The 20,104-nt window shown below is 58.0% G+C and carries 16 protein-coding genes; 11 read left to right on the top strand and 5 right to left on the bottom strand.

The window, feature by feature from the left end:
* Window positions 1-117 precede the first annotated feature (117 nt).
* Window positions 118-498 carry a hypothetical protein gene (locus tag AB4O01_RS24700; protein ID WP_460089872.1) on the top strand — a complete coding sequence of 127 codons (381 nt, stop codon included), beginning with the start codon at window positions 118-120 and terminating at the stop codon, window positions 496-498.
* 152 nt (window positions 499-650) lie between these two features.
* On the top strand, window positions 651-1,007 hold the full coding sequence (locus AB4O01_RS24695) for a hypothetical protein (RefSeq protein WP_460089871.1): 357 nt from the start codon (window positions 651-653) through the stop codon (window positions 1,005-1,007).
* Window positions 1,008-1,010: 3 nt separating this feature from the next.
* On the opposite strand, the gene AB4O01_RS24690 is transcribed toward AB4O01_RS24695, so the two are convergent.
* The 4 genes from AB4O01_RS24690 to AB4O01_RS24675 all read right to left on the bottom strand — a co-directional run bounded on the left by AB4O01_RS24690 (window position 1,011) and on the right by AB4O01_RS24675 (window position 5,590).
* Complete coding sequence (locus AB4O01_RS24690; protein ID WP_175559635.1) at window positions 1,011-1,760, bottom strand: FadR/GntR family transcriptional regulator; 750 nt, start codon at window positions 1,758-1,760, stop codon at window positions 1,011-1,013.
* Window positions 1,761-1,950: 190 nt separating this feature from the next.
* Complete coding sequence (locus AB4O01_RS24685) at window positions 1,951-3,678, bottom strand: ABC transporter ATP-binding protein/permease (RefSeq protein ID WP_093435882.1); 1,728 nt, start codon at window positions 3,676-3,678, stop codon at window positions 1,951-1,953.
* Window positions 3,679-3,774: 96 nt separating this feature from the next.
* Window positions 3,775-4,335, bottom strand: coding sequence for a response regulator transcription factor (locus AB4O01_RS24680; RefSeq protein ID WP_003221630.1), 561 nt, complete (start codon window positions 4,333-4,335; stop codon window positions 3,775-3,777).
* Window positions 4,328-5,590, bottom strand: a complete 1,263-nt coding sequence (locus AB4O01_RS24675) for an ATP-binding protein (protein WP_093435878.1) — start codon at window positions 5,588-5,590, stop codon at window positions 4,328-4,330. The genes AB4O01_RS24680 and AB4O01_RS24675 overlap by 8 nt, the downstream gene beginning before the upstream one ends.
* Window positions 5,591-5,903: 313 nt before the next feature.
* Between AB4O01_RS24675 and AB4O01_RS24670 the strand changes: the two genes are divergently transcribed.
* Window positions 5,904-6,620 (top strand): SIMPL domain-containing protein, encoded by a 717-nt coding sequence (locus tag AB4O01_RS24670; protein WP_016984326.1) that lies wholly within the window; start codon window positions 5,904-5,906, stop codon window positions 6,618-6,620.
* 171 nt (window positions 6,621-6,791) lie between these two features.
* Here the strand turns inward: AB4O01_RS24670 and AB4O01_RS24665 are convergent, their stop codons facing one another.
* A complete protein-coding gene (locus AB4O01_RS24665) occupies window positions 6,792-7,148 on the bottom strand; it encodes a DUF6124 family protein (protein WP_099757991.1) in 357 nt (118 codons plus the stop codon).
* A gap of 565 nt (window positions 7,149-7,713) precedes the next feature.
* On the opposite strand from AB4O01_RS24665, the gene AB4O01_RS24660 reads away from it, so the two are divergent.
* From AB4O01_RS24660 to AB4O01_RS24625, 8 genes are all read left to right on the top strand, one after another.
* Entirely contained in the window at window positions 7,714-8,859 is a 1,146-nt protein-coding gene (locus tag AB4O01_RS24660; RefSeq protein WP_116256756.1) for an integrase core domain-containing protein, read from the top strand.
* A 546-nt stretch (window positions 8,860-9,405) separates the two neighbouring features.
* Window positions 9,406-11,007, top strand: coding sequence for an ABC transporter substrate-binding protein (locus AB4O01_RS24655; RefSeq protein WP_460089870.1), 1,602 nt, complete (start codon window positions 9,406-9,408; stop codon window positions 11,005-11,007).
* Between the two features lie 260 nt (window positions 11,008-11,267).
* Entirely contained in the window at window positions 11,268-12,893 is a 1,626-nt protein-coding gene (locus tag AB4O01_RS24650) for an ABC transporter substrate-binding protein (RefSeq protein WP_093435868.1), read from the top strand.
* Between the two features lie 301 nt (window positions 12,894-13,194).
* A complete protein-coding gene (locus AB4O01_RS24645) occupies window positions 13,195-14,793 on the top strand; it encodes an ABC transporter substrate-binding protein (protein ID WP_093435865.1) in 1,599 nt (532 codons plus the stop codon).
* Window positions 14,794-14,968: 175 nt separating this feature from the next.
* Window positions 14,969-16,405, top strand: coding sequence for an OprD family porin (locus AB4O01_RS24640; RefSeq protein ID WP_123594510.1), 1,437 nt, complete (start codon window positions 14,969-14,971; stop codon window positions 16,403-16,405).
* A gap of 77 nt (window positions 16,406-16,482) precedes the next feature.
* Entirely contained in the window at window positions 16,483-18,078 is a 1,596-nt protein-coding gene (locus tag AB4O01_RS24635; protein WP_093435859.1) for an ABC transporter substrate-binding protein, read from the top strand.
* 73 nt (window positions 18,079-18,151) lie between these two features.
* Window positions 18,152-19,162: an ABC transporter permease subunit gene (locus AB4O01_RS24630; RefSeq protein WP_075947650.1), complete on the top strand. Its 1,011-nt coding sequence runs from the start codon at window positions 18,152-18,154 to the stop codon at window positions 19,160-19,162.
* An 11-nt stretch (window positions 19,163-19,173) separates the two neighbouring features.
* Window positions 19,174-20,097 carry an ABC transporter permease subunit gene (locus AB4O01_RS24625; RefSeq protein WP_134174556.1) on the top strand — a complete coding sequence of 308 codons (924 nt, stop codon included), beginning with the start codon at window positions 19,174-19,176 and terminating at the stop codon, window positions 20,095-20,097.
* Window positions 20,098-20,104 lie beyond the last annotated feature (7 nt).

Raw genomic sequence — 20,104 nt, 5'->3', positions numbered from 1 at the left:
CTGGGCTACATTGCAGAAATGTCTGGTCAAGATTCGTTTACTGAGCGCAGCTACCACGCCGGGTAAGGTGCGACGACTGCCACGAAGGATCGTGGCGGACCACCGAAGGAAACCGAAATGTCCACGAATTACGCTGCCCCGACCCTTTCGCAAATCGCCGCTTCGTCCTCCGACATCCTCACGCTTCAGCTATCGACACTGCCCGATGTGTTGACCGCACTCGTCCCGGATTCCAGCGACTTCCCGGCGAACTGGAGCGTCTACCCGATTCTCGGCGACGACCCGCAAGAGCCGGAATGGGCAGGCGAAGAAGTGAACACCGGCACTTGGGACGATGCTGAAGACGAGATGGAAAAACTGACGGGGATCGAGTTGCAGTTGCCTAAAGAAGTGCTCCGTCCGTACCTGAACAGGGAGATTGAACTGCGCTACAAGTTTTGCGATGAGTCGAGTATGGAGCCGTTTTCGGAGGTGTTGAGGTTGCGGATTGAGGGCTGAACCTTGTCGTGCGGGAGCGGTTACCGTTCGTCGGAACTGGTATTTCTTACAGGTGTGTAAGAGGGCTTCGCGCTTCTTAAATAGAAGCGCGCGGGTGACATCAATGCGCCGGCGCCTTCGATAACCTAAAGCTTAATAGACGGATCTTGACCATGAACGCACAAACTCAAACCTTGCCAGCCCCGACTCTCAAGCAAGCCGAAAACGGCACAGTCCGCATTAGCCAACTTTCCGACCCGACAGATGCCAAAGTACCTAACGGCCATGGCGCGTTGGCAGGAGACCAAATCGAGTTGTTCCTCAAGAGAACTCAAGGGACTTCCTGGACTAGCGGAGCAATCGCTATTACTCATCAACATGTCGGGAAGCCCATTGCGTTTGCGATCCCGAAGAGAGCGTTTGCAGTAGGTGCGGTAGCGGGTGAACAAGCCACCTTAACGTACAAAATCACCAAACCGTCTGGTATTGAAGTGATCTCTTCTCAAGCCAAATTCAAACTGGAGCCTTAACCCTCAGCCCCGCTGCGCCTGCGCCTCTTCATGAGCCTGGCGCAGTCTTTCACGGCTGTTGGTCAGGTGCAGACGCATCGCCGCACGCGCTGCATCGGAATCCTGACGGGCAATCGCGTCGTAGATTTCTTCGTGCTCACGGCTCAGGCGGCTCATGTAGTGCTGCTGATCATCATGGGCCAGGCGTGCCGAATTCAGCCGCGTACGCGGAATGATGCTGGTGCCCAGGTGGGTCATGATGTCGGTGAAGTAACGGTTGCCGGTGGACAGCGCGATTTCCAGATGGAAGGCAAAGTCCGAAGCAACAGCATCACTGGCATGGGCAGCGCTTTCGTTGAGCGCATCAAGGGCGGCGCGCATGGTCGCCAGTTGCTCGGCGCTGCGACGTTGCGCGGCAAGGCCGGCAGATTCGACTTCGAGGCTGATGCGCAATTCGAGAATCGCCAGAACATCACGCAGGGTGACGACAGTGGCCGGGTCGATGCGGAAACCACTCGGGCTTGGCGTGTCGAGCACAAACGTGCCGATGCCGTGGCGGGTCTCAACTTGACCGGCCGCCTGCAAACGGGAAATCGCCTCGCGCACCACGGTGCGGCTGACGCCATGGGCTTCCATGATCGCCGACTCGGTAGGCAGTTTGTCACCGCGTTTGAGCAGGCCATCGCGGATCTGCTCGCTCAGCACCGTCACCAGTTCCTGGGCCAGGCTGCGGCGCTTGCGCGGGAGACGCGGGGTGTCGATCAGGTTTTCCATGGTGTGCATCTTGTCTCGAAAATTCGGCTTGGGGGCATGATAGCTCAAGCGGGTTGTACGATCACTTTCCGGTTTACATCGCTTTATGTAGGAGTGAGCCTGCTCGCGATGACGTCCGCACATTCAGCATCAATGTGACTGACCCAACGCTATCGCGAGCAGGCTCACTCCTACAGGGGTTTAACGGTGATCAGGCAGTCACGGTCTGTTCAACCAAGTGCCCGCTGTCGATCCGCACGTGCCGTGGATGGAAGCGTTTCAAGCTGCTGCGATGGCCAACGCTGACAATGCTCAGCCCCGGCAACTGATCGATCAGCGCCTGATAAAGCGTCGCTTCATCCTCTTCATCCATCGCCGAAGTCGCCTCATCCATGTACAGCCACTGCGGTGCGTAAAGCAACGCACGGGCGAAAGCCAGTCGTTGCTGCTCACCCGGCGAGAGCATGCGTTGCCAGTGATTGGCCTCGTCCAGTCGCCCAATCAGATGCGGCAAGCGGCAGGTTTCCAGCACTTGTGCATAACGCTCCGGCGCGTAACTGTCGCCCGGCTGTGGATAACTCAACGCCTCGCGCAGAGTGCCGATCGGCAGATACGGTTTCTGCGGCAGGAACAGATACCGCGCCGCCGGCAAACGAATGTTGCCGTGCCCCGCCGGCCACAAATGCCCCATCGCCCGCAGCAGCGTCGACTTGCCGCTTCCAGAACGGCCGCTGAGCATAACCCGCTCGCCGGGTTCCACAGTCATGTCGGCACTGGTCAACAGATGGCGACCATCGGCCAGATCCAGACCGAGGTTGTGCACCTTCAATTCGCTGCCCTGATTCTGCACATCGATGGCCGGGGTGCGTTCTTCGTTGTTGCTCATCGCATTGCGGAAACTCAGCAACCGGTCACACGTAGCGCGCCACTCTGCCAGATCCTGATAAGCACTGATGAACCAGCTGAAGTTCTCTTGCACATTGCCGAAGGCCGAGTTGATTTGCATCAGCTCACCGAGTTCGATTTTGCCGCTGAAGTACCGTGGGGCCGCCACCATGAACGGAAAAATGATCGCGATCTGCCCATAACCCGAGGTAAAAAACGTCAGCCGCTTGGACACCCGCATGATGTCCCAGAAATTGTGCCAGACCAGCCCGAAACGGTTACTCAGGCGCCGGTTTTCATTCGGTTCGCCGTTGTACAAGGCGATACTCTCTGCATTCTCGCGAACCCGCACCATCGAGAAACGCAGGTCGGCTTCAAAACGTTGCTGGTTGTTGTTCAAACCGATCAGACGCCTGCCAATCAAATGCGTCAGCCAACTACCAATCACCGCGTACACCAATGCACACCAGAACATGTAACCGGGAACCGTGAAACCGAACACCTCAATGCTTCCGGAAACGCCCCACAGGATGATCGAGAACGACACCAGACTGACGACTGTGCGGATCAGACCCAAGCCAAGGGCCAGTGTGTTGGCCGTGAATTTATTAAGGTCTTCGGAGATCCGCTGGTCCGGGTTATCGGTATAGCCACCCTGCTCCAGTTGGTAGTAGTTCTTGTGCTCCAGCCACCGGGTGAAATGCTTTTCGGTGAGCCAGGCACGCCAGCGGATGGTCAGCATTTGCGTCAGATACTGGCGATACACGGAGCCGAGAATCGCCACCGCCGCGATACCGCAGAAATACAGGATCAACTGCCAGAAGGCCGCCTCGTCCTTCTTCTGCAAGGCGTTGTAAAAATCCTTGTACCAACTGTTGAGCCACACCGCGATCCATACGCTGAACAGCGTAAGCGCGATCACGGCAATCAGCAGCGTCCAGGCCTTGCCCTTCTCTTCGCTGCGCCAGTAAGGCGTGATCATCGCCCAAACCTTGCGAAAAAACTGCCCGCGCACAGCATCGTTGACCGCGGAATATTCAGCGTTCTGATTCATGGATAAGGCTCGATATAGAAAAGAACAGACACGCACCGATCATAGATGATCGGTGCGTTTTATCGCGAGGGCTGGCGATAGTCGTTCAGCGCAGGTTCAGCGACGAACCGGGCGCTTCTGCAGTTTGCGCTGCAGGGTGCGGCGGTGCATGCCCAAGGCGCGGGCAGTGGCGGAGATATTGCCTTCGTGCTCGGTGAGCACGCGCTGGATGTGTTCCCACTGCAGGCGGTCGACCGACATCGGGTTTTCCGGCACCAGACTGTCGAGGTCGGCGTGTTCGGACAGCAGCGCGGCCAGCACGTCGTCGGCATCGGCGGGTTTGCACAGGTAATTGCAGGCGCCGCGCTTGATCGCTTCGACCGCGGTGGCAATGCTCGAGTAACCGGTGAGGATCACCACGCGCATTTCCGGGTCCAGCTCCAGCAGCTTGGGCAGCAGCACCAGACCGGAATCGCCGTCCATTTTCAGGTCGAGCGCGGCGTAATCAGGCAGATCGGCCTGGGCGATGGTCAGGCCTTCTTCGGCAGAACCTGCGGTGCTGACGCGAAAGCCACGGCGAGCCATGGCACGGGCCATTACTCGGGTGAACGTTGCGTCGTCATCGACCAGCAGCAAATGCGGCAGCTCTTCGCCTTCGACTTGGATTTCGTCACTCATGTTGGTCTCCTCGGGCGCCGTGAGGCAGGCGCAGCTCGGTGAGCGTGCCGCCTTCCTCATGACTATAGAGTTTCACTGAGCCGCCGGCGCGTGTCACGCTGGCCTTGCTCAAAAACAGGCCCAGGCCGAAACCTTTGCCCTTGGTGGTAAAAAACGGTTTGCCGATCTGTTCGGCGATGGCCAGCGGCACACCGGCGCCGTGGTCACGGATGCTGATGGTCACGGTTTCCGCGTCCCAGTCCAGGGTCACCTTGAGGTTTTCCGGGCAGGCGTCGGCGGCGTTGTTGAGCAGATTCAGCAAGGCCTGGGTCAAATCCGGCGGCGGCGCCATGCGCGGCACGGTGCCTTGGCCGAGACGGTGGAAGCGATAACTGGCCTCCGGACGCATCAGGTGCCAGCGATTCAGCGCTTCGTCGAGCCAGTCGGTGACGTCCTGCATCTCGACAGCCAGACGCCGGTTGGCCTCGGCGGCCCGCACCAGTTGCTGCAAGGTCTCCTTGCAAAGTTTGACCTGATCCTGCAGCACCTTCAGATCATCCTGCAACATCGGGTCGGGATGGTCCTGCTGCATTTCCTTGAGCAACACGCTCATGGTCGCCAACGGCGTGCCGAGTTCATGGGCAGCGCCAGCGGCCTGGGTGGCGACGGCGAGCAATTGCTGATCGCGCAGGCCTTCTTCACGGCGGATCGCGCGTAACTCTTCCTGACGGCGCAGCTCCTCGGCCATGCGTGCGGCGAAGAAGGTGATCACCGCAGCGGCCAGCGCAAAGCTCAGCCACATGCCGTAGATCTGCAGGTTCTCGCGGGCCACCGGCAGGGTTTCCAGCGGATAGAAACGCGTCAGCATCACGGTGTACAGCGCCAATGCGATACCGGAGAGAACTACCGAATAACGCCACGGCAGCGTCACGGCAGCGATGGTCAGCGGCACCAGGTAGTAGGAAACAAACGGGTTGGTCGAACCACCGGAGAAGTACAGCAGCGCACTGTGGATCACCAGATCACAGGCCAGTTGCAGCGCATATTCGAGTTCGGTCACCGGCCACGAAGTGCGCAAACGCACGGCAGTGAACACGCAAAGCAGCGTCGAGCAGCCAAGGGTCATCGCCAGTTGCACCCACGGCAACGGCAACAATTGCAGCCAGTAGGCCAGGCCTACGGAGCCAGCCTGCGCGGCGAGCACCAGGGTGCGGATGAAAGTCAGCCGCCAGAGGTTCTGGCGAGTGGCGGATGTCAGTTGTACGGGGGCGAGCATGAGCTCTCCTGATGAGCGCTCCAGGCGGATCGCACGGAGTATAACCAAGCCGCGCCCTTGAGAGGCGAAAGTGCGGCAAACGACCACATGGCGAAAATATTTGCGGCGGCTATAAGAACGCCTTCGCGAGCAGGCTCGCTCCCACAGGGGAACGCATTCAAAGGTGGGAGCGAGCCTGCTCGCGAAGGCTGCGCAGCAGCCCCGGCCATCTGTATAGAAGTTGTAACTGGGCGAACCGGATCATAAAAGCTAGAGTCTGATGGTTTCACGCAGGCCCCCGAACCATCACCTGCGCCCTCATCAAGGAGCTTTCATGCACACATTTCGCCGCAGCGCCGCCCTTCTCGCCCTGACCGTCGGCAGCATCGCCAGCCTTCCGGCCCTGGCCGCCGATGAGCTGCACTACAACCAGATTTCCCTGCGCGCCGAAGTCAGCACGGAAGTCGCCCGCGACCTGATGATCGTCACCCTCTACACCGAAGAACAAAACACCGACCCGGCCAAACTCGCCGCCGACGTCAGCACCACCATGAACAAGGCCTTGGCCCAGGCCAAGCAAGTCAAAGACATCACCCTGCGCCAGGGTAGCCGCAACAGTTACCCGATCTACGACACCAAAGGCCAGAAAATCACCGGCTGGCGTGAGCGCGCGGAACTGCGTCTGGAAAGCGCCGACTTCGCCGCCCTGTCCAAACTCACCGGCGAACTGCTGGGCGACCTGAAAATGGGCGGCATGGACTTCGCCATCGCCGACCCGACCCGCAAATCCAGTGAAGACCAGTTGCTCAAAGAAGCAGTGACCGCCTTCAAGGCCCGCGCCCAACTGGCCACCGACGCACTGGGCGGCAAGGGTTACAAAATCGTCAACCTGAACCTCAACAGCAACGGTTATCCACAACCGTACCTGCGCGCACCGATGATGATGAAAGCGGCGGCGATGGATTCGGCGCCAGTGACGCCGGAAGTTGAAGCGGGCACCAGCCAGGTGAGCATGACGGCAGATGGCTCGATTGAAGTGTTGATGCAGTGATTTGATTTGCGCTGAATGAAAAACCGCCGATCGGTGAATGATCGGCGGTTTTTTTGTGCCTGGGATTTGCTGTGGATGAACCACCGTCTTCGCGAGCAAGCTCGCTCCCACAGTTTGAAATGCATTCCACCTGTGGGAGCGAGCTTGCTCGCGAAGAACGATAACGCGGTCTCAGGTCTGTGGATCAACCCGATCCAGCGCCCGATTCACCGCCAGCTCGGCCAGCATGATGATCTGCTGAATCGCCAACGCCGTATTGCGCTCGGGCCGGCCCAGTTGATCGGCAAAGTTACCGGTTAACGTGTTCGCCGACGCCAGTGACTCACAGGCATGCGCCAGCAGGCTTTCGGTGTCGATGTTCGGCTGGATCAGGAACATCGTGCTGGGCTGCCGGGGTTTGACCGGGTCGGGGCTGAGGTAGAAATCCAGGGCGCGTTTGATGGCTTCGCGGGTTTTGATCTGGTCTTCGGCGCGGATGGCGTCTTCGAGTGGGGTATCGAGGGGTGGGTCAGGTATCAATTTATCCATGGAAAATTTCCTTATGAACTGACGCCATTCATTTCCGATCTCACTCGAGAAATGAGGTGGCAACTATGCACGGAGTGAGATTACCGGTAAGGAAACCAACCCGGCCGGACAAAAGTCCGCCCGTACATAGCCGCCATAAAAACTGCTGACAGCATGAGCTGGCGGCGATTATGGAGGGGCTTGTGCAGGTTTCCAAATTCAATAACCGGGAATCTCACCTCCCGATCGCTGAGTTTTCAGCGACACCCAGAGCCTAAAGAGCGCACGTCCGACGGACAACCTGAAAACCTTGTGGGAAGGTTCTGGTTATTTGCATCAGATTTAAACAGCCAAAAGCCAACCCTCACCCTAGCCCTCTCCCAGAGGGAGAGGGGACTGACCGTGGTGTTTGGGAGAGTTACGCCGACGTGCGATACCGCGTCGAACTGAGGCTTTGAAAAACACAAAAATCGGCCCCCTCTCCCTCCGGGAGAGGGCTGGGGTGGGTAAAGACCGGGTACATCCTTTACGTTTGAGACCGGGGACATGGTTTACAGGTATCAATCATGGTCAGGAGGTGCTGACCATGCCCTGGAAACAAGAGTCCCCAATGGATCAACGAGTGAAGTTAATTAGCGATTGGCTCAGCGGCAGCTACACCAAAAGCCAATTAAGCCGGCGGTATGGCGTCAGTCGTCCAACCATCGACAAGTGGCTGGAACGGTATGCAGCGTTGGGCGTGGATGGCTTGAAAGAGCAGTCGCGTAAGCCGCTGAATTGCCCTCACCAAACTTCCGATGAAATCATCGCCAAGTTGCTGGCCAAGAAAAACGAACATCCCGATCGGGGACCCAAGCAGATCATTGGTCGCCTGCGCGATTCCGATCCGCATATCCAATGGCCGGCGGCGAGTACCGCCGGGGAGTGGTTGAAGAAAGCTGGTTTGGTGGTGGCGCGACGGCCCTATCCCCCGCGTCCCCGTGCTCCAACACATTTGCGTCCGGTCGACGCGCCCAACCAGACTTGGTGTGCTGATTACAAAGGGCAGTTCAAAATGCAGGACGGTAATTGGTGCTATCCGCTGACCATTACCGATCAGATGAGCCGCTTTTTATTCGTCTGTCGCGCTTTGCCCAGTACGCACGGAGCGCCGACGCGGGAAGGCTTCGAGTGGGCTTTTCGAGAATATGGGCTGCCGGATGTGATCCGCACTGATAATGGCGCTCCTTTTGCGTCGACAGGTCTGGCGCGACTTTCGAAGTTATCGGTTTGGTTCATCAGGCTCGGAATCCATGTCGAAACGATTACACCTGGCCGTCCCGACCAAAATGGTCGACATGAACGGATGCATCGAACGCTAAAGGCAGCAGTGCCACCGGCGGAAAACCTGGTGCGCCAGCAGCTGGCTTTTCAGGATTTCATCCAAGACTTCAACCACCACCGACCGCACACCGCGCTGGGCATGAAACCGCCGGCATCTGTCTATCGCCCGTCGATACGCGCTTATCCCGGTTACTTGCCTGCGCTTGAATACGGTTCCGATGTTGAAGTACGTAAGGTTCGGTCAAATGGGGAAATTAAATGGAAAGGACAGCTGATTTTTCTAGGAGAGGCTCTAATTGGAGAGGACATCGCGTTGAAGGAAGTGGCTGATGACGCTTGGGAACTGTACCTTTGCAGCCACTGTTTAGGCAGGCTTGAAAGAGGCGCCAAACGCGTTTCAAGCCTGTAAAGGTGTAAACGATGTCCCCGGTCTAATTTGTAAAGGATGTACCGGTCTCTACAGTGAGGGGCGAATCCACCACAAATCCAACGCCGACCACGCCCCGCTCTTCACCACTCAATAGGCCGAGTGTCAGCTCGCCTGCTTTTGATCTTGACCCACCGGCGACGTCGGAAGGCTGAGTGGAGGGATTGATCCGGGCGTGGGAGCGCAGCGACCGTTTGGCGCAGCCAAACACAGCGGGAGTAGGTGCAGCGAAGCAAACCGGAGACGCTACGCCCGGATCGATCCCGCAGCGAAGGAACCCCGAGCCCCAGCGAGCGGGCCAAACGTAGGAGCAAGCGTTTTTTGCTTACTTTTTTGGCGTTTGAAAAAAAGTGAGTCGCCGTCAGGGCGAAAACCTAAGCAGCCGTTACCGCAGCAACGGATATGTACCCAAAAAAGCCCCTACATATACCGAGATAGACACTCCAACAGGAAAAACGATATTTCCGAACACCCCCAAATCCCCGCTACCCTCAAAAAACCACCACCTCCAATCTCCGCGGGGACTCCATGCCAAGATTCACTCTAAAACCACTATTAATCACCCTCGCACTAACAACCATAGCCCCGCTGGCAAACGCCGCCACAACCCTGGTCTACTGCTCCGAAGCCAGCCCCGCAGGCTTCGACCCCAGCCAATACACCAGCGGCACCGACTTCGACGCCTCCGCCGAAACCGTCTTCAACCGCCTCACCCAATTCAAACGCGGCGGCACCGACATCGAACCCGGCCTGGCGACAAAATGGGACGTCTCCAGCGACGGCCTGCAATACACCTTCCACCTACGCCAAAACGTAAAATTCCACACCACCGACTACTTCAAACCGACCCGAGACTTCAACGCCGACGACGTGCTCTTCACCTTCCAGCGCCTCCTCGACCCGGATAACGCCTTCCGCAAGGCCTACCCCGCCGAATCCCCCTACTTCACCGACATGGGCCTCAACACCACAATCAAATCGTTAGAAAAACTCGACGAGCAAACCGTGCGCTTCAACCTCAACAACGTCGACGCCGCGTTCGTGCAAAACCTCGCCATGAGCTTCGCCTCGGTGCAATCAGCCGAATACGCCGCGCAACTGTTGAAGGAAGGCAAAGCCGCCGACCTCAACCAGAAACCGATCGGCACCGGCCCGTTCGTGTTCAAGCGCTACCAAAAGGACTCGCAAATCCGCTACGCCGCCAACACGGCCTACTGGAAACCCGAAGACGTGAAGATCGACAACCTGATTTTCTCGATCACCCCGGACGCCGCCGTGCGCCTGCAAAAACTCAAGGCCGGCGAATGCCAGGTCAGCGGCTACCCACGCCCGGCCGATATCGAAGTGATGGAAAAAGACCCGAACTTGCGTGTGCTCAAGCAGGCCGGTTTCAACCTCGGCTTCCTCGCCTATAACACCACCCACGCGCCACTCGACCAGCTCAAGGTGCGGCAGGCGCTGGACATGGCCATCGACAAACCGGCAATCATCAAAGCCGTCTACCAAAACGCCGGCCAACTGGCCCAAAACGCCTTGCCGCCGGCGCAATGGTCGTATGACCCGAACATCAAGGACGCTCCCTACGACCCGGTAAAAGCGCGGGTGCTACTGAAAGAAGCAGGGGTTGCGCCGGGTACAACCATCAACCTTTGGGCGATGACAGTGCAACGCGCCTCAAACCCGAATGCGCGGATGTCGGCGCAGATGATCCAGCAGGATTGGGAAAAAATAGGTATCAAGGCCAACATCGTCAGCTACGAATGGGGCGAGTACATCAAACGCGCGAAAAATGGCGAACACGACGCCATGATTTATGGTTGGACGGGTGACAACGGTGACCCGGACAACTGGCTGGGCGTGCTCTACAGCTGCGCGGCGGTAAAAGGCAGCAACTACGCCAAATGGTGCGATCCGGCCTACGACAAACTGGTGCAACAGGCCAAGTTGGCCACCGACAAAGATCAACGGGTAAAACTGTATCAACAGGCGCAACTGATCCTCAAACAGCAGGTGCCGATCACACCTATTGCCAACTCCACGGTGTTCCAGCCGCTGCGCAAGGAAGTCACTGACTTCCGGATCAGCCCGTTCGGTCTTACCCCCTTCTATGGCGTGGGTATAAATAAGTAACACCAAGCCCCAAGGCGGCGCGCACAACGTGACCAATGCACCGTTTTGGGGCTTCATTTGCACCGTAAAAACCACCCGCAAACGGTCAAATGCGTCAGAAGTTATACAGATGCGACATTAAGGTACGTTCGTGCCACGCTTTGTGGCCGGCAGTCGTTCTGGATCTTGCAATGGGTATGGCCCCTGCATAAGTATCCGCAGGCACGACTCACGAGGTCGTACCTCACAACTAAAAAATGACAACAAATCATGAGGCCAACATGCTTAAACACGCGGTCATTCCGTTTTTAGTCGGCGCAGGCTTGTTAGCCTCCGCACCTTTCGCATCCGCTGCGACTAACCTGGTGTTCTGCTCCGAAGGCAGCCCGGCCGGTTTCGACCCAGGCCAGTACACCACCGGAACCGACTTCGACGCCTCAGCCGAAACCATGTTCAACCGCCTGACCCAGTTCGAGCGCGGCGGCACCGCCGTGATTCCTGGTCTGGCGACCAAGTGGGACATCTCCGATGACGGCCTGACTTACACCTTCCACCTGCGTGAAGGCGTCAAGTTCCACACCACCCCGTATTTCAAGCCGACTCGTGAGTTCAACGCCGACGACGTGCTGTTCACCTTCAATCGCATGATTAACAAGGATGACCCGTTCCGTAAGGCGTACCCGACCGAATTCCCGTACTTCACCGACATGGGGATGGACACCAACATCACCAAGATCGATAAAGTCGACGACCACACCGTCAAGTTCACTCTGAAAGAAGTCGACGCGGCGTTCATCCAGAACATGGCGATGAGCTTCGCCTCGGTACAGTCCGCCGAGTACGCAGCGCAGCTGCTGAAAGAAGGCAAAGCTGCCGACATCAACCAGAAGCCGATCGGCACTGGTCCGTTCGTGTTCAAGAGCTATCAGAAAGACTCCAACATCCGTTACACCGGCAACAAGGATTACTGGAAGCCTGAGGATGTGAAGATCGACAACCTGATCTTCGCCATCACCACCGACCCGTCGGTGCGTATTCAGAAGCTGAAAAAGAACGAGTGCCAGGTCACCCTGTTCCCGCGTCCGGCCGATCTGAAAGCGCTGAAAGAAGACAAGACCCTGAAGATGCCTGACCAGGCCGGTTTCAACCTGGGTTACATCGCCTACAACGTGATGGACAAGGTCAAGGGCAGCAACGAAGCCAACCCGCTGGCCGACCTGCGTGTACGTCAGGCGCTGGACATGGCCGTCAACAAGCCACAGATCATCGACTCGGTTTACCAGGGCGCCGGCCAACTGGCCGTTAACGCCATGCCGCCGACCCAGTGGTCTTACGACACCACCATCAAGGACGCCAAGTACGATCCTGAGAAAGCCAAGCAACTGCTGAAGGAAGCTGGCGTCAAGGAAGGTACCGAAATCGTTCTGTGGGCGATGCCGGTGCAGCGTCCGTACAACCCGAACGCCAAACTGATGGCTGAAATGCTCCAGTCCGACTGGGCCAAGATCGGCTTGAAAGTGAAGATCACCAGCTACGAATGGGGCGAGTACATCAAGCGTTCCAAAGGTGGCGAGAACCAGGCCATGATCATTGGCTGGAGCGGTGACAATGGTGATCCGGACAACTGGCTGAACGTGCTGTTCGGCTGCGACTCGCTCAGCGGCAACAACTTCTCCAAGTGGTGCGACAAGAAGTTCGACGGCCTCGTCAAAGAAGCCAAGCGTACAACCGACCAGGCCAAGCGCACCGAACTGTACAAAGAGGCGCAACACGTCCTCAAAGATGCAGTCCCGATGACACCTATCGCTCACTCGACGGTGTACCAACCCATGCGCGCCAACGTGCAGGATTTCAAGATCAGCCCATTCGGCTTGAACTCCTTCTACGGCGTCAGCGTCAGCAAATAAGGCACTGCAGCGGCGACGTTTATAACGTCGCCGTTGTTTTACCTGCCGAGAAGTTAGGAAATTGCCTACAACCAATTCCGCTGCGGATTACCGCAGAGGTATAGGACGCGTCGCCTTTTCCTACGAGATTTAAGGCATTTACGCATTTACTGCCAGAACCGCGGCCCCTACCGTCGGGTACTGACCAGTGTCTGCGTGGGCCACCGGTTTGCCGTACGTACTGGATTGAGCTCGATGCAACCAAAACGTCTCTGGATGAGGTGACGGTGCATTGAACAACACTAAAAAAAGAGGGAGCGTCATGCGCCATACCTTGATTTATTCCGCATTGCTGGGTGCCGGCCTGTTGGCCGCCTCGTCCGCCAGTTTCGCCGCCAGCAAAAGCCTGGTGTTCTGCTCTGAAGGCAGCCCGGCCGGTTTCGATACCGCGCAGTACACAACAGCGACCGATAACGACGCCGCCGAACCGATCTACAACCGTCTCGTCGAGTTCGAAAAAGGCGCGACCAATGTCGTACCCGGTCTGGCGACCAAGTGGGACATTTCCGAGGATGGTCTCAAGTACACCTTTCACCTGCGTGAAGGTGTGAAATTTCATACAACGCCGTACTTCAAGCCAACTCGCGATTTCAACGCCGACGACGTGCTGTTCACGTTTAATCGCATGCTCGATGCGCAACAACCTTTCCGTAAGGCTTATCCAACCGAGTTCCCGTATTTCAACGGGATGAGCCTGAACAAGAACATCGCCAAGGTCGAGAAGACCGGGCCGCTGACCGTGGAGTTCACGCTCAACAGCGTCGACGCCGCGTTCATCCAGAACATCGCCATGAGCTTCGCCGCCATTCTGTCCGCCGAATACGCCGACAAGCTGCTGGCCGAAGGCAAGCCAAGCGACATCAACCAGAAACCGATCGGCACCGGGCCGTTCGTGTTCAAGAGTTATCAGAAAGACTCGAACATTCGTTACACCGGTAATCAACATTACTGGGATCCGAGCCGAGTCAAACTCGATAACCTGATCTTTGCGATCAACACCGACGCCTCGGTGCGCGTGCAGAAGCTCAAGGCCGGCGAGTGCCAGATCACCCTGCACCCGCGCCCTGCCGATGTTGAAGCGCTGAAGGCCGATCCGAAACTGCAATTGATCTCCAAGCCGGGTTTCAACCTCGGCTACATCGCCTACAACGTTCGCCACAAGCCATTCGACCAGCTCGAAGTGCGTCAGGCGCTGGACATGGCGGTGAATAAACAAGGGATTCTCAACGCTGTTTATCAGGGCGCCGGCCAACTGGCCGTGAATGCCATGCCGCCGACCCAGTGGTCCTACGACGACAGCATCAAAGACGCCGCCTACAACCCGGAAAAAGCCAAAGAGCTGCTCAAGGCTGCCGGTGTCAAAGAAGGCACCGAGATCACCCTGTGGGCGATGCCGGTGCAGCGCCCGTACAACCCGAACGCCAAACTGATGGCCGAAATGCTCCAGGCGGACTGGGCCAAGATCGGACTGAAAGTGAAGATCGTCAGCTATGAATGGGGCGAGTACATCAAGCGCACCAAGAACGGCGAGCACGACGTCAGCCTGATCGGCTGGACCGGTGACAACGGGGATCCGGACAACTGGCTCGGCACGCTGTACAGCTGCGATGCCATTGGCGGCAACAACTATTCCATGTGGTGCGATCCGGCTTACGACAAGCTGATCAAAGAGGCCAAGGTCGTCACTGACCGTGACCAACGCACCGTGCTCTACAAACAGGCTCAGCAATTGCTTAAACAGCAAGTGCCGATCACGCCTGTCGCCCACTCGACGGTCAACCAACCGTTAAGCGCCAGGATCGAGGGTTTCAAAGTCAGCCCGTTCGGTCGCAACGTGTTCTCGGGTGTCGGTATCGATTAAACCAGACGATTAGCCGCAATGCTGGGGGGCGCTGTCTAGCCCCTCACGCAAGCGCTTTGCCGAAATTCGCCAATCCGGCTTCTGGCAAACGTTTGCGATGTGTGAACGAGTTCTAAACCAATAACCGGCATACCAAAAAAAGCCGGCATAAAAAGAAAGTAAAGGAGCTTCACCCATGAAACTGAGCAGCACCGCGATACTGGCCCTGGCCATCAGCAGCATCACCGCCACGGCTTATGCGGAAACCCAGAGTCAGGCATTCACTCCGGTGACCGTCAACACCAAGAGCGCCCAGGCTGAAGCAACCGGCTTCGTCGAAGGACAGTCGATTACCGGTACGACGCGTAACTGGTACGCCAACGAACAACTGAAGCGCGGCGGCAAGTTCGCCTACAAGAAGAATGGTTCGCTGGCCGAAACCGACCGCCGGATCAACTGGGTTCAGGGCACCATCGTCAAGTACAACTCGGGCTTCACCGAGGGCACCGTAGGTTTCAGCACTGAAGTGGCAGCCTATAACGCGATCGCACTGGAGCGTGACCGCGAGAACCTCGCGGCCGGTAACGGTGGCGCGCCAAAAACTGGCACGGCGTCGGGTAACAACCGTACGCTGACGCACAAGGGCAGCGGTGATGCGGTCGATCAGTGGAGCAAGCTGGGCCTGGCCAACATCAAGGCCCGGGTTTCCAACACCACTCTGACCGCCGGCCGCATGGGCTTCAGCAGCCCGCAAGTCGACGTGATCGGTAACCGTGCACTACCATCGAGTTTCGAAGGTATTTCCCTGCACAGTGAAGAACTGAACAACCTGTCTTTCGACCTGGCCACTTTCGACCGTGTTTCGCCACGCTCGGAACAAAGCCTGCAGAAATTCCGTGCTGAATATGCCAACGGCCGTGTCGAATCCGACCACGTAAATACCGCCGGCATCACGTATCAGCCGCTCGAAAGCCTGAAAACCAGCCTGTGGGGCACTCAGGTCGAAGACCTGTGGAACCAGTACTACTTCGGTGCCACCCATGAATTGGGTGACAGCAGTGTCCTCGCCCTGACCACCGGCCTGAACTACTACAAGACCGTGGATGAAGGCAAAAAGCTGCTGGGCGATATCGACAACGATACTTACTCGCTGTCGTTCGGCCTGACTCACCAGGCCCACAACCTGACCTTCTCCTACCAGCAAGTGAACGGTAACGAGTACTTCGACTACCTGCACGAAACCAACGGCATCTACCTGGCCAACTCCCTGCTGTCGGACTTCAACGGCCCGAACGAGAAATCCTTCCAGGTTTCCTACGCCATCAACATGGCTGAATACGGCGTTCCAGGCCTGAAGTTCAACATCTACCAGGCGCGTGGCTGGGGCATCGACGGCACCCACTACAACGGCAACAAAGGCGTGGCAGGCAAGGGTTATGACGGCATCCAGGAACAGGATGGCGAACACCACTATGAATACGGTATCGGGGCGACCTATGCCGTACAAAGCGGTCCTCTGAAAGCCACCACCATTCGCGGCACTTACACCGCGCACCGTGCAAGCGAATTCCAGTCCGACGGCAGCATCAACGAGTTCCGTCTCGTAACCACGATTCCATTCAACATCCTGTAAAAACGCCAGCCGACGGCTGACTCATGATGAGTCGGCCGTTCGGCTTTTTGTCTTCAACCGATTGCAGAGGGTTATCGATGAAAATGCTTCCCCTACGTGCGGCCATCGCGGCTGCGTTGCTGAGTGTCGCTGTTGGCGTCTCGGCCAAACCCTTGGTGGTCTGCACCGAAGCCAGCCCGGAAGGCTTCGATATGGTCCAGTACACAACTGCAGTCACGGCGGACGCTGTGGCCGAAACCATCTTCAACCGCCTGGCTGACTTCAAGCCCGGCACCACTGAAGTGATCCCGGCACTCGCCGAGTCCTGGGACATCAGCGAAGACGGCCTGACCTACACGTTCCACCTGCGCAAAGGCGTCAAGTTTCACACTACCGAATACTTCAAGCCGACCCGCGACATGAACGCCGACGACGTGGTCTGGAGCTTCCAGCGTCAACTGGACCCGAATCACCCGTGGCACAAACTGTCGAGCGTGGGCTTCCCGTACTTTGAAAGCATGGGTTTCAAGGAACTGCTGAAGAATGTCGAGAAAGTCGACGACAACACGGTCAAGTTCACCCTGACCCGCCGCGAAGCGCCGTTCCTGGCCGATATCGCGATGGCGTTCTCCTCGATCTACCCGGCCGAATACGCCGACCAATTGCTCAAGGCCAACAAGACAGGTGACTTGAACAACAAGCCGATCGGCACCGGCCCGTTCATCTTCCAGCGTTATGCAAAAGACGCGCAGGTGCGTTTCAAGGCCAACCCGGATTACTTCCGTGGCAAGGCGCCGGCTGACGCGCTGATCCTGGCGATCGCCACCGACAACAACGTGCGCCTGCAGAAGCTCAAGGCCAACGAGTGCCAGATCGCCCTGTATCCGAAGCCGGATGACATCCCGAGCATCAAGAAAGACAGCAACCTGAAAGTCGATGAGCTCGACGCGATGACCGTCTCGTACGTCGCCATGAACACCCAGCACAAGTACATGAGTGACGTGCGCGTGCGCAAAGCCATCGATATCGCCTTTGACAAGGAAGCCTATGTCAACGCGCTGTTCGGCAAAGGCAATGCGTCGGTCGCGGTCAACCCGTACCCGCCGACCCTGCTCGGCTATAACCACGACCTGAAGAACCCGCCACGTGACCTCGATGCCGCCCGCAAGCTGCTCAAGGAAGCCGGGGTTCCGGAAGGCACCGTGTTTACCCTGTTTACCCGCAACGGTGGCGGTCCGACCAACCCCAACCCGATGCTCGGCGCGCAAATGATGCAGGCTGACCTGGCGAAAGTCGGGATCAAGATCGACATTCGCGTGATGGAATGGGGCGAAATGCTTAAACGCGCCAAGGCCGGCGAACACGATATGGTCTCGGCCGGATGGGCGGGCGACAACGGCGACCCGGATAACTTCCTGACGCCTATGCTCAGTTGCGAAGCGGCAAAAAATGGCGAGAACTACGCTCGCTGGTGCAACGAGAAATTCCAGGCACTGCTGGATGAAGCACGGGCTAAAGTAGATCCGGCCGAACGCGCAAAGCTCTACGAACAGGCGCAAGTGCTGTTTAATCAGGATCAGCCATGGATCAGCATGGCCCACACCAGGATGTTTACTGCAATGCGTAACAACGTAGAGGGCTATCACATCAGCCCTCTCACCACTAATAACTTCGCCACTACCCAGGTGAAGTAGATAAGAAACTCCCGGCGTCCCTGACCCCAGGGATGCCGGGCACGCCTAACCGGCTGATGAGGTACCACACACGATGTTTAGTTTTATTGCCCGCCGACTGGGGTTGTTGATCCCCACGTTTTTCGGCATCACCTTGCTGACTTTCGCGTTGATTCGCATGATTCCGGGCGACCCCGTGGAAGTGATGATGGGCGAACGTCGGGTCGACCCCGAAATGCACGCTCAGGCAATGGAACGCCTAGGTCTGAACAAGCCGCTGTATGCCCAGTATCTGGACTACATCGGCAAACTGGCTCACGGCGATCTCGGCGAATCCCTGCGCACGCGTGAAAGCGTATGGACCGAGTTCACCTCCCTCTTCCCGGCGACCCTGGAACTGTCCATGGCCGCCCTGCTGTTCGCCGGCATTCTCGGGCTTCTGGCCGGGGTGATCGCGGCACTCAAGCGAGGATCTCTGTTCGACCACGGGGTGATGGGCATCTCCCTCGCGGGGTATTCGATGCCGATCTTCTGGTGGGGCCTGATCCTGATCATGTTCTTCTCGGTGAGCCTGGGCTGGACCCCGGTTTCCGGGCGCATCGACCTGCTCTATGACATCGAGCCGCGCACTGGTTTCATGCTGATCGACACGCTGCTGGCCGATGACGTTGGCGCCTTCTTCGATGCCCTGCATCACCTGATCCTGCCGGCCATCGTCCTCGGCACCATTCCGCTGGCGGTGATCGCGCGAATGACCCGTTCGTCGATGCTCGAAGTGCTGCGTGAAGACTACATCCGCACCGCCAGGGCCAAAGGCCTGTCGCCGTCGCGCGTGGTGTTCGTGCACGGTCTGCGTAACGCACTGATTCCGGTACTCACCGTGGTCGGCCTGCAAGTCGGCACCCTGCTGGCCGGTGCGGTTCTGACCGAAACGATTTTCTCCTGGCCCGGCATCGGTAAATGGCTGATCGAAGCCATCGGCGCCCGGGACTACCCGGTTGTGCAAAACGGCATCCTGTTAATCGCCTGCCTGGTGATTCTGGTCAACTTCGTAGTGGACATCCTCTACGGCTTTGCCAACCCACGCATCCGTCATCAGCGCTGAGGTCAATAACCATGAGCACTCCAACATCCTCAGTAGCCACCGCCGCCAACGCGGATCAAAGTCTGCTGTACCCGTCGCCGTACAAAGAATTCTGGCAAGCCTTCTCCAAGAACAAGGGCGCAGTTGCCGGCCTCATGTTCATGCTGCTGATCATCTTCTGCGCGCTGTTCGCGCCGTGGGTTGCGCCGCATAACCCGAGCGAGCAATACCGCGACTTCCTGCTGACGCCGCCGGCGTGGCTGGAAGGCGGGCAGATGCAGTTCCTGCTCGGCACCGATGAACTGGGTAGAGACCTGCTGTCGCGTCTGATCCAGGGTTCGCGCCTGTCGCTGCTGATCGGTTTGTCGTCGGTGGTGATGTCACTGATTCCGGGGATCCTGCTCGGTCTGTTCGCCGGTTTCTTCCCGAAGATGATTGGCCCGACCATCATGCGTCTGATGGACATCATGCTGGCCCTGCCGTCGCTGCTGCTGGCGGTGGCGATCGTCGCCATCCTCGGCCCTGGCCTGATCAACACCGTGATCGCTATCGCTGTGGTTTCGCTGCCGTCCTATGTGCGTCTGACCCGTGCCGCGGTGATGGGCGAACTGAACCGCGACTACGTGACCGCCGCGCGCCTGGCCGGTGCCGGTCTGCCACGTCTGATGTTCATCACCGTGTTGCCCAACTGCATGGCGCCGCTGATCGTGCAGGCGACCCTGAGCTTCTCGTCGGCGATTCTCGATGCCGCAGCGTTGGGCTTCCTCGGCCTTGGCGTACAACCGCCAACCCCTGAGTGGGGCACCATGCTGGCCTCGGCCCGTGACTACATCGAACGCGCCTGGTGGGTGGTGAGCCTGCCTGGTTTGACCATTTTGCTCAGCGTGCTGGCAATCAACTTGATGGGCGACGGTCTGCGCGATGCGCTGGACCCGAAACTCAAGAACGCCGCCTGAGGAGATT

This window comes from Pseudomonas sp. S2_E02 (assembly GCF_054668355.1).
The sequence above is the reverse complement of the archived record's forward strand: the minus strand, read 5'-3'. Positions and strand labels throughout refer to the sequence as shown.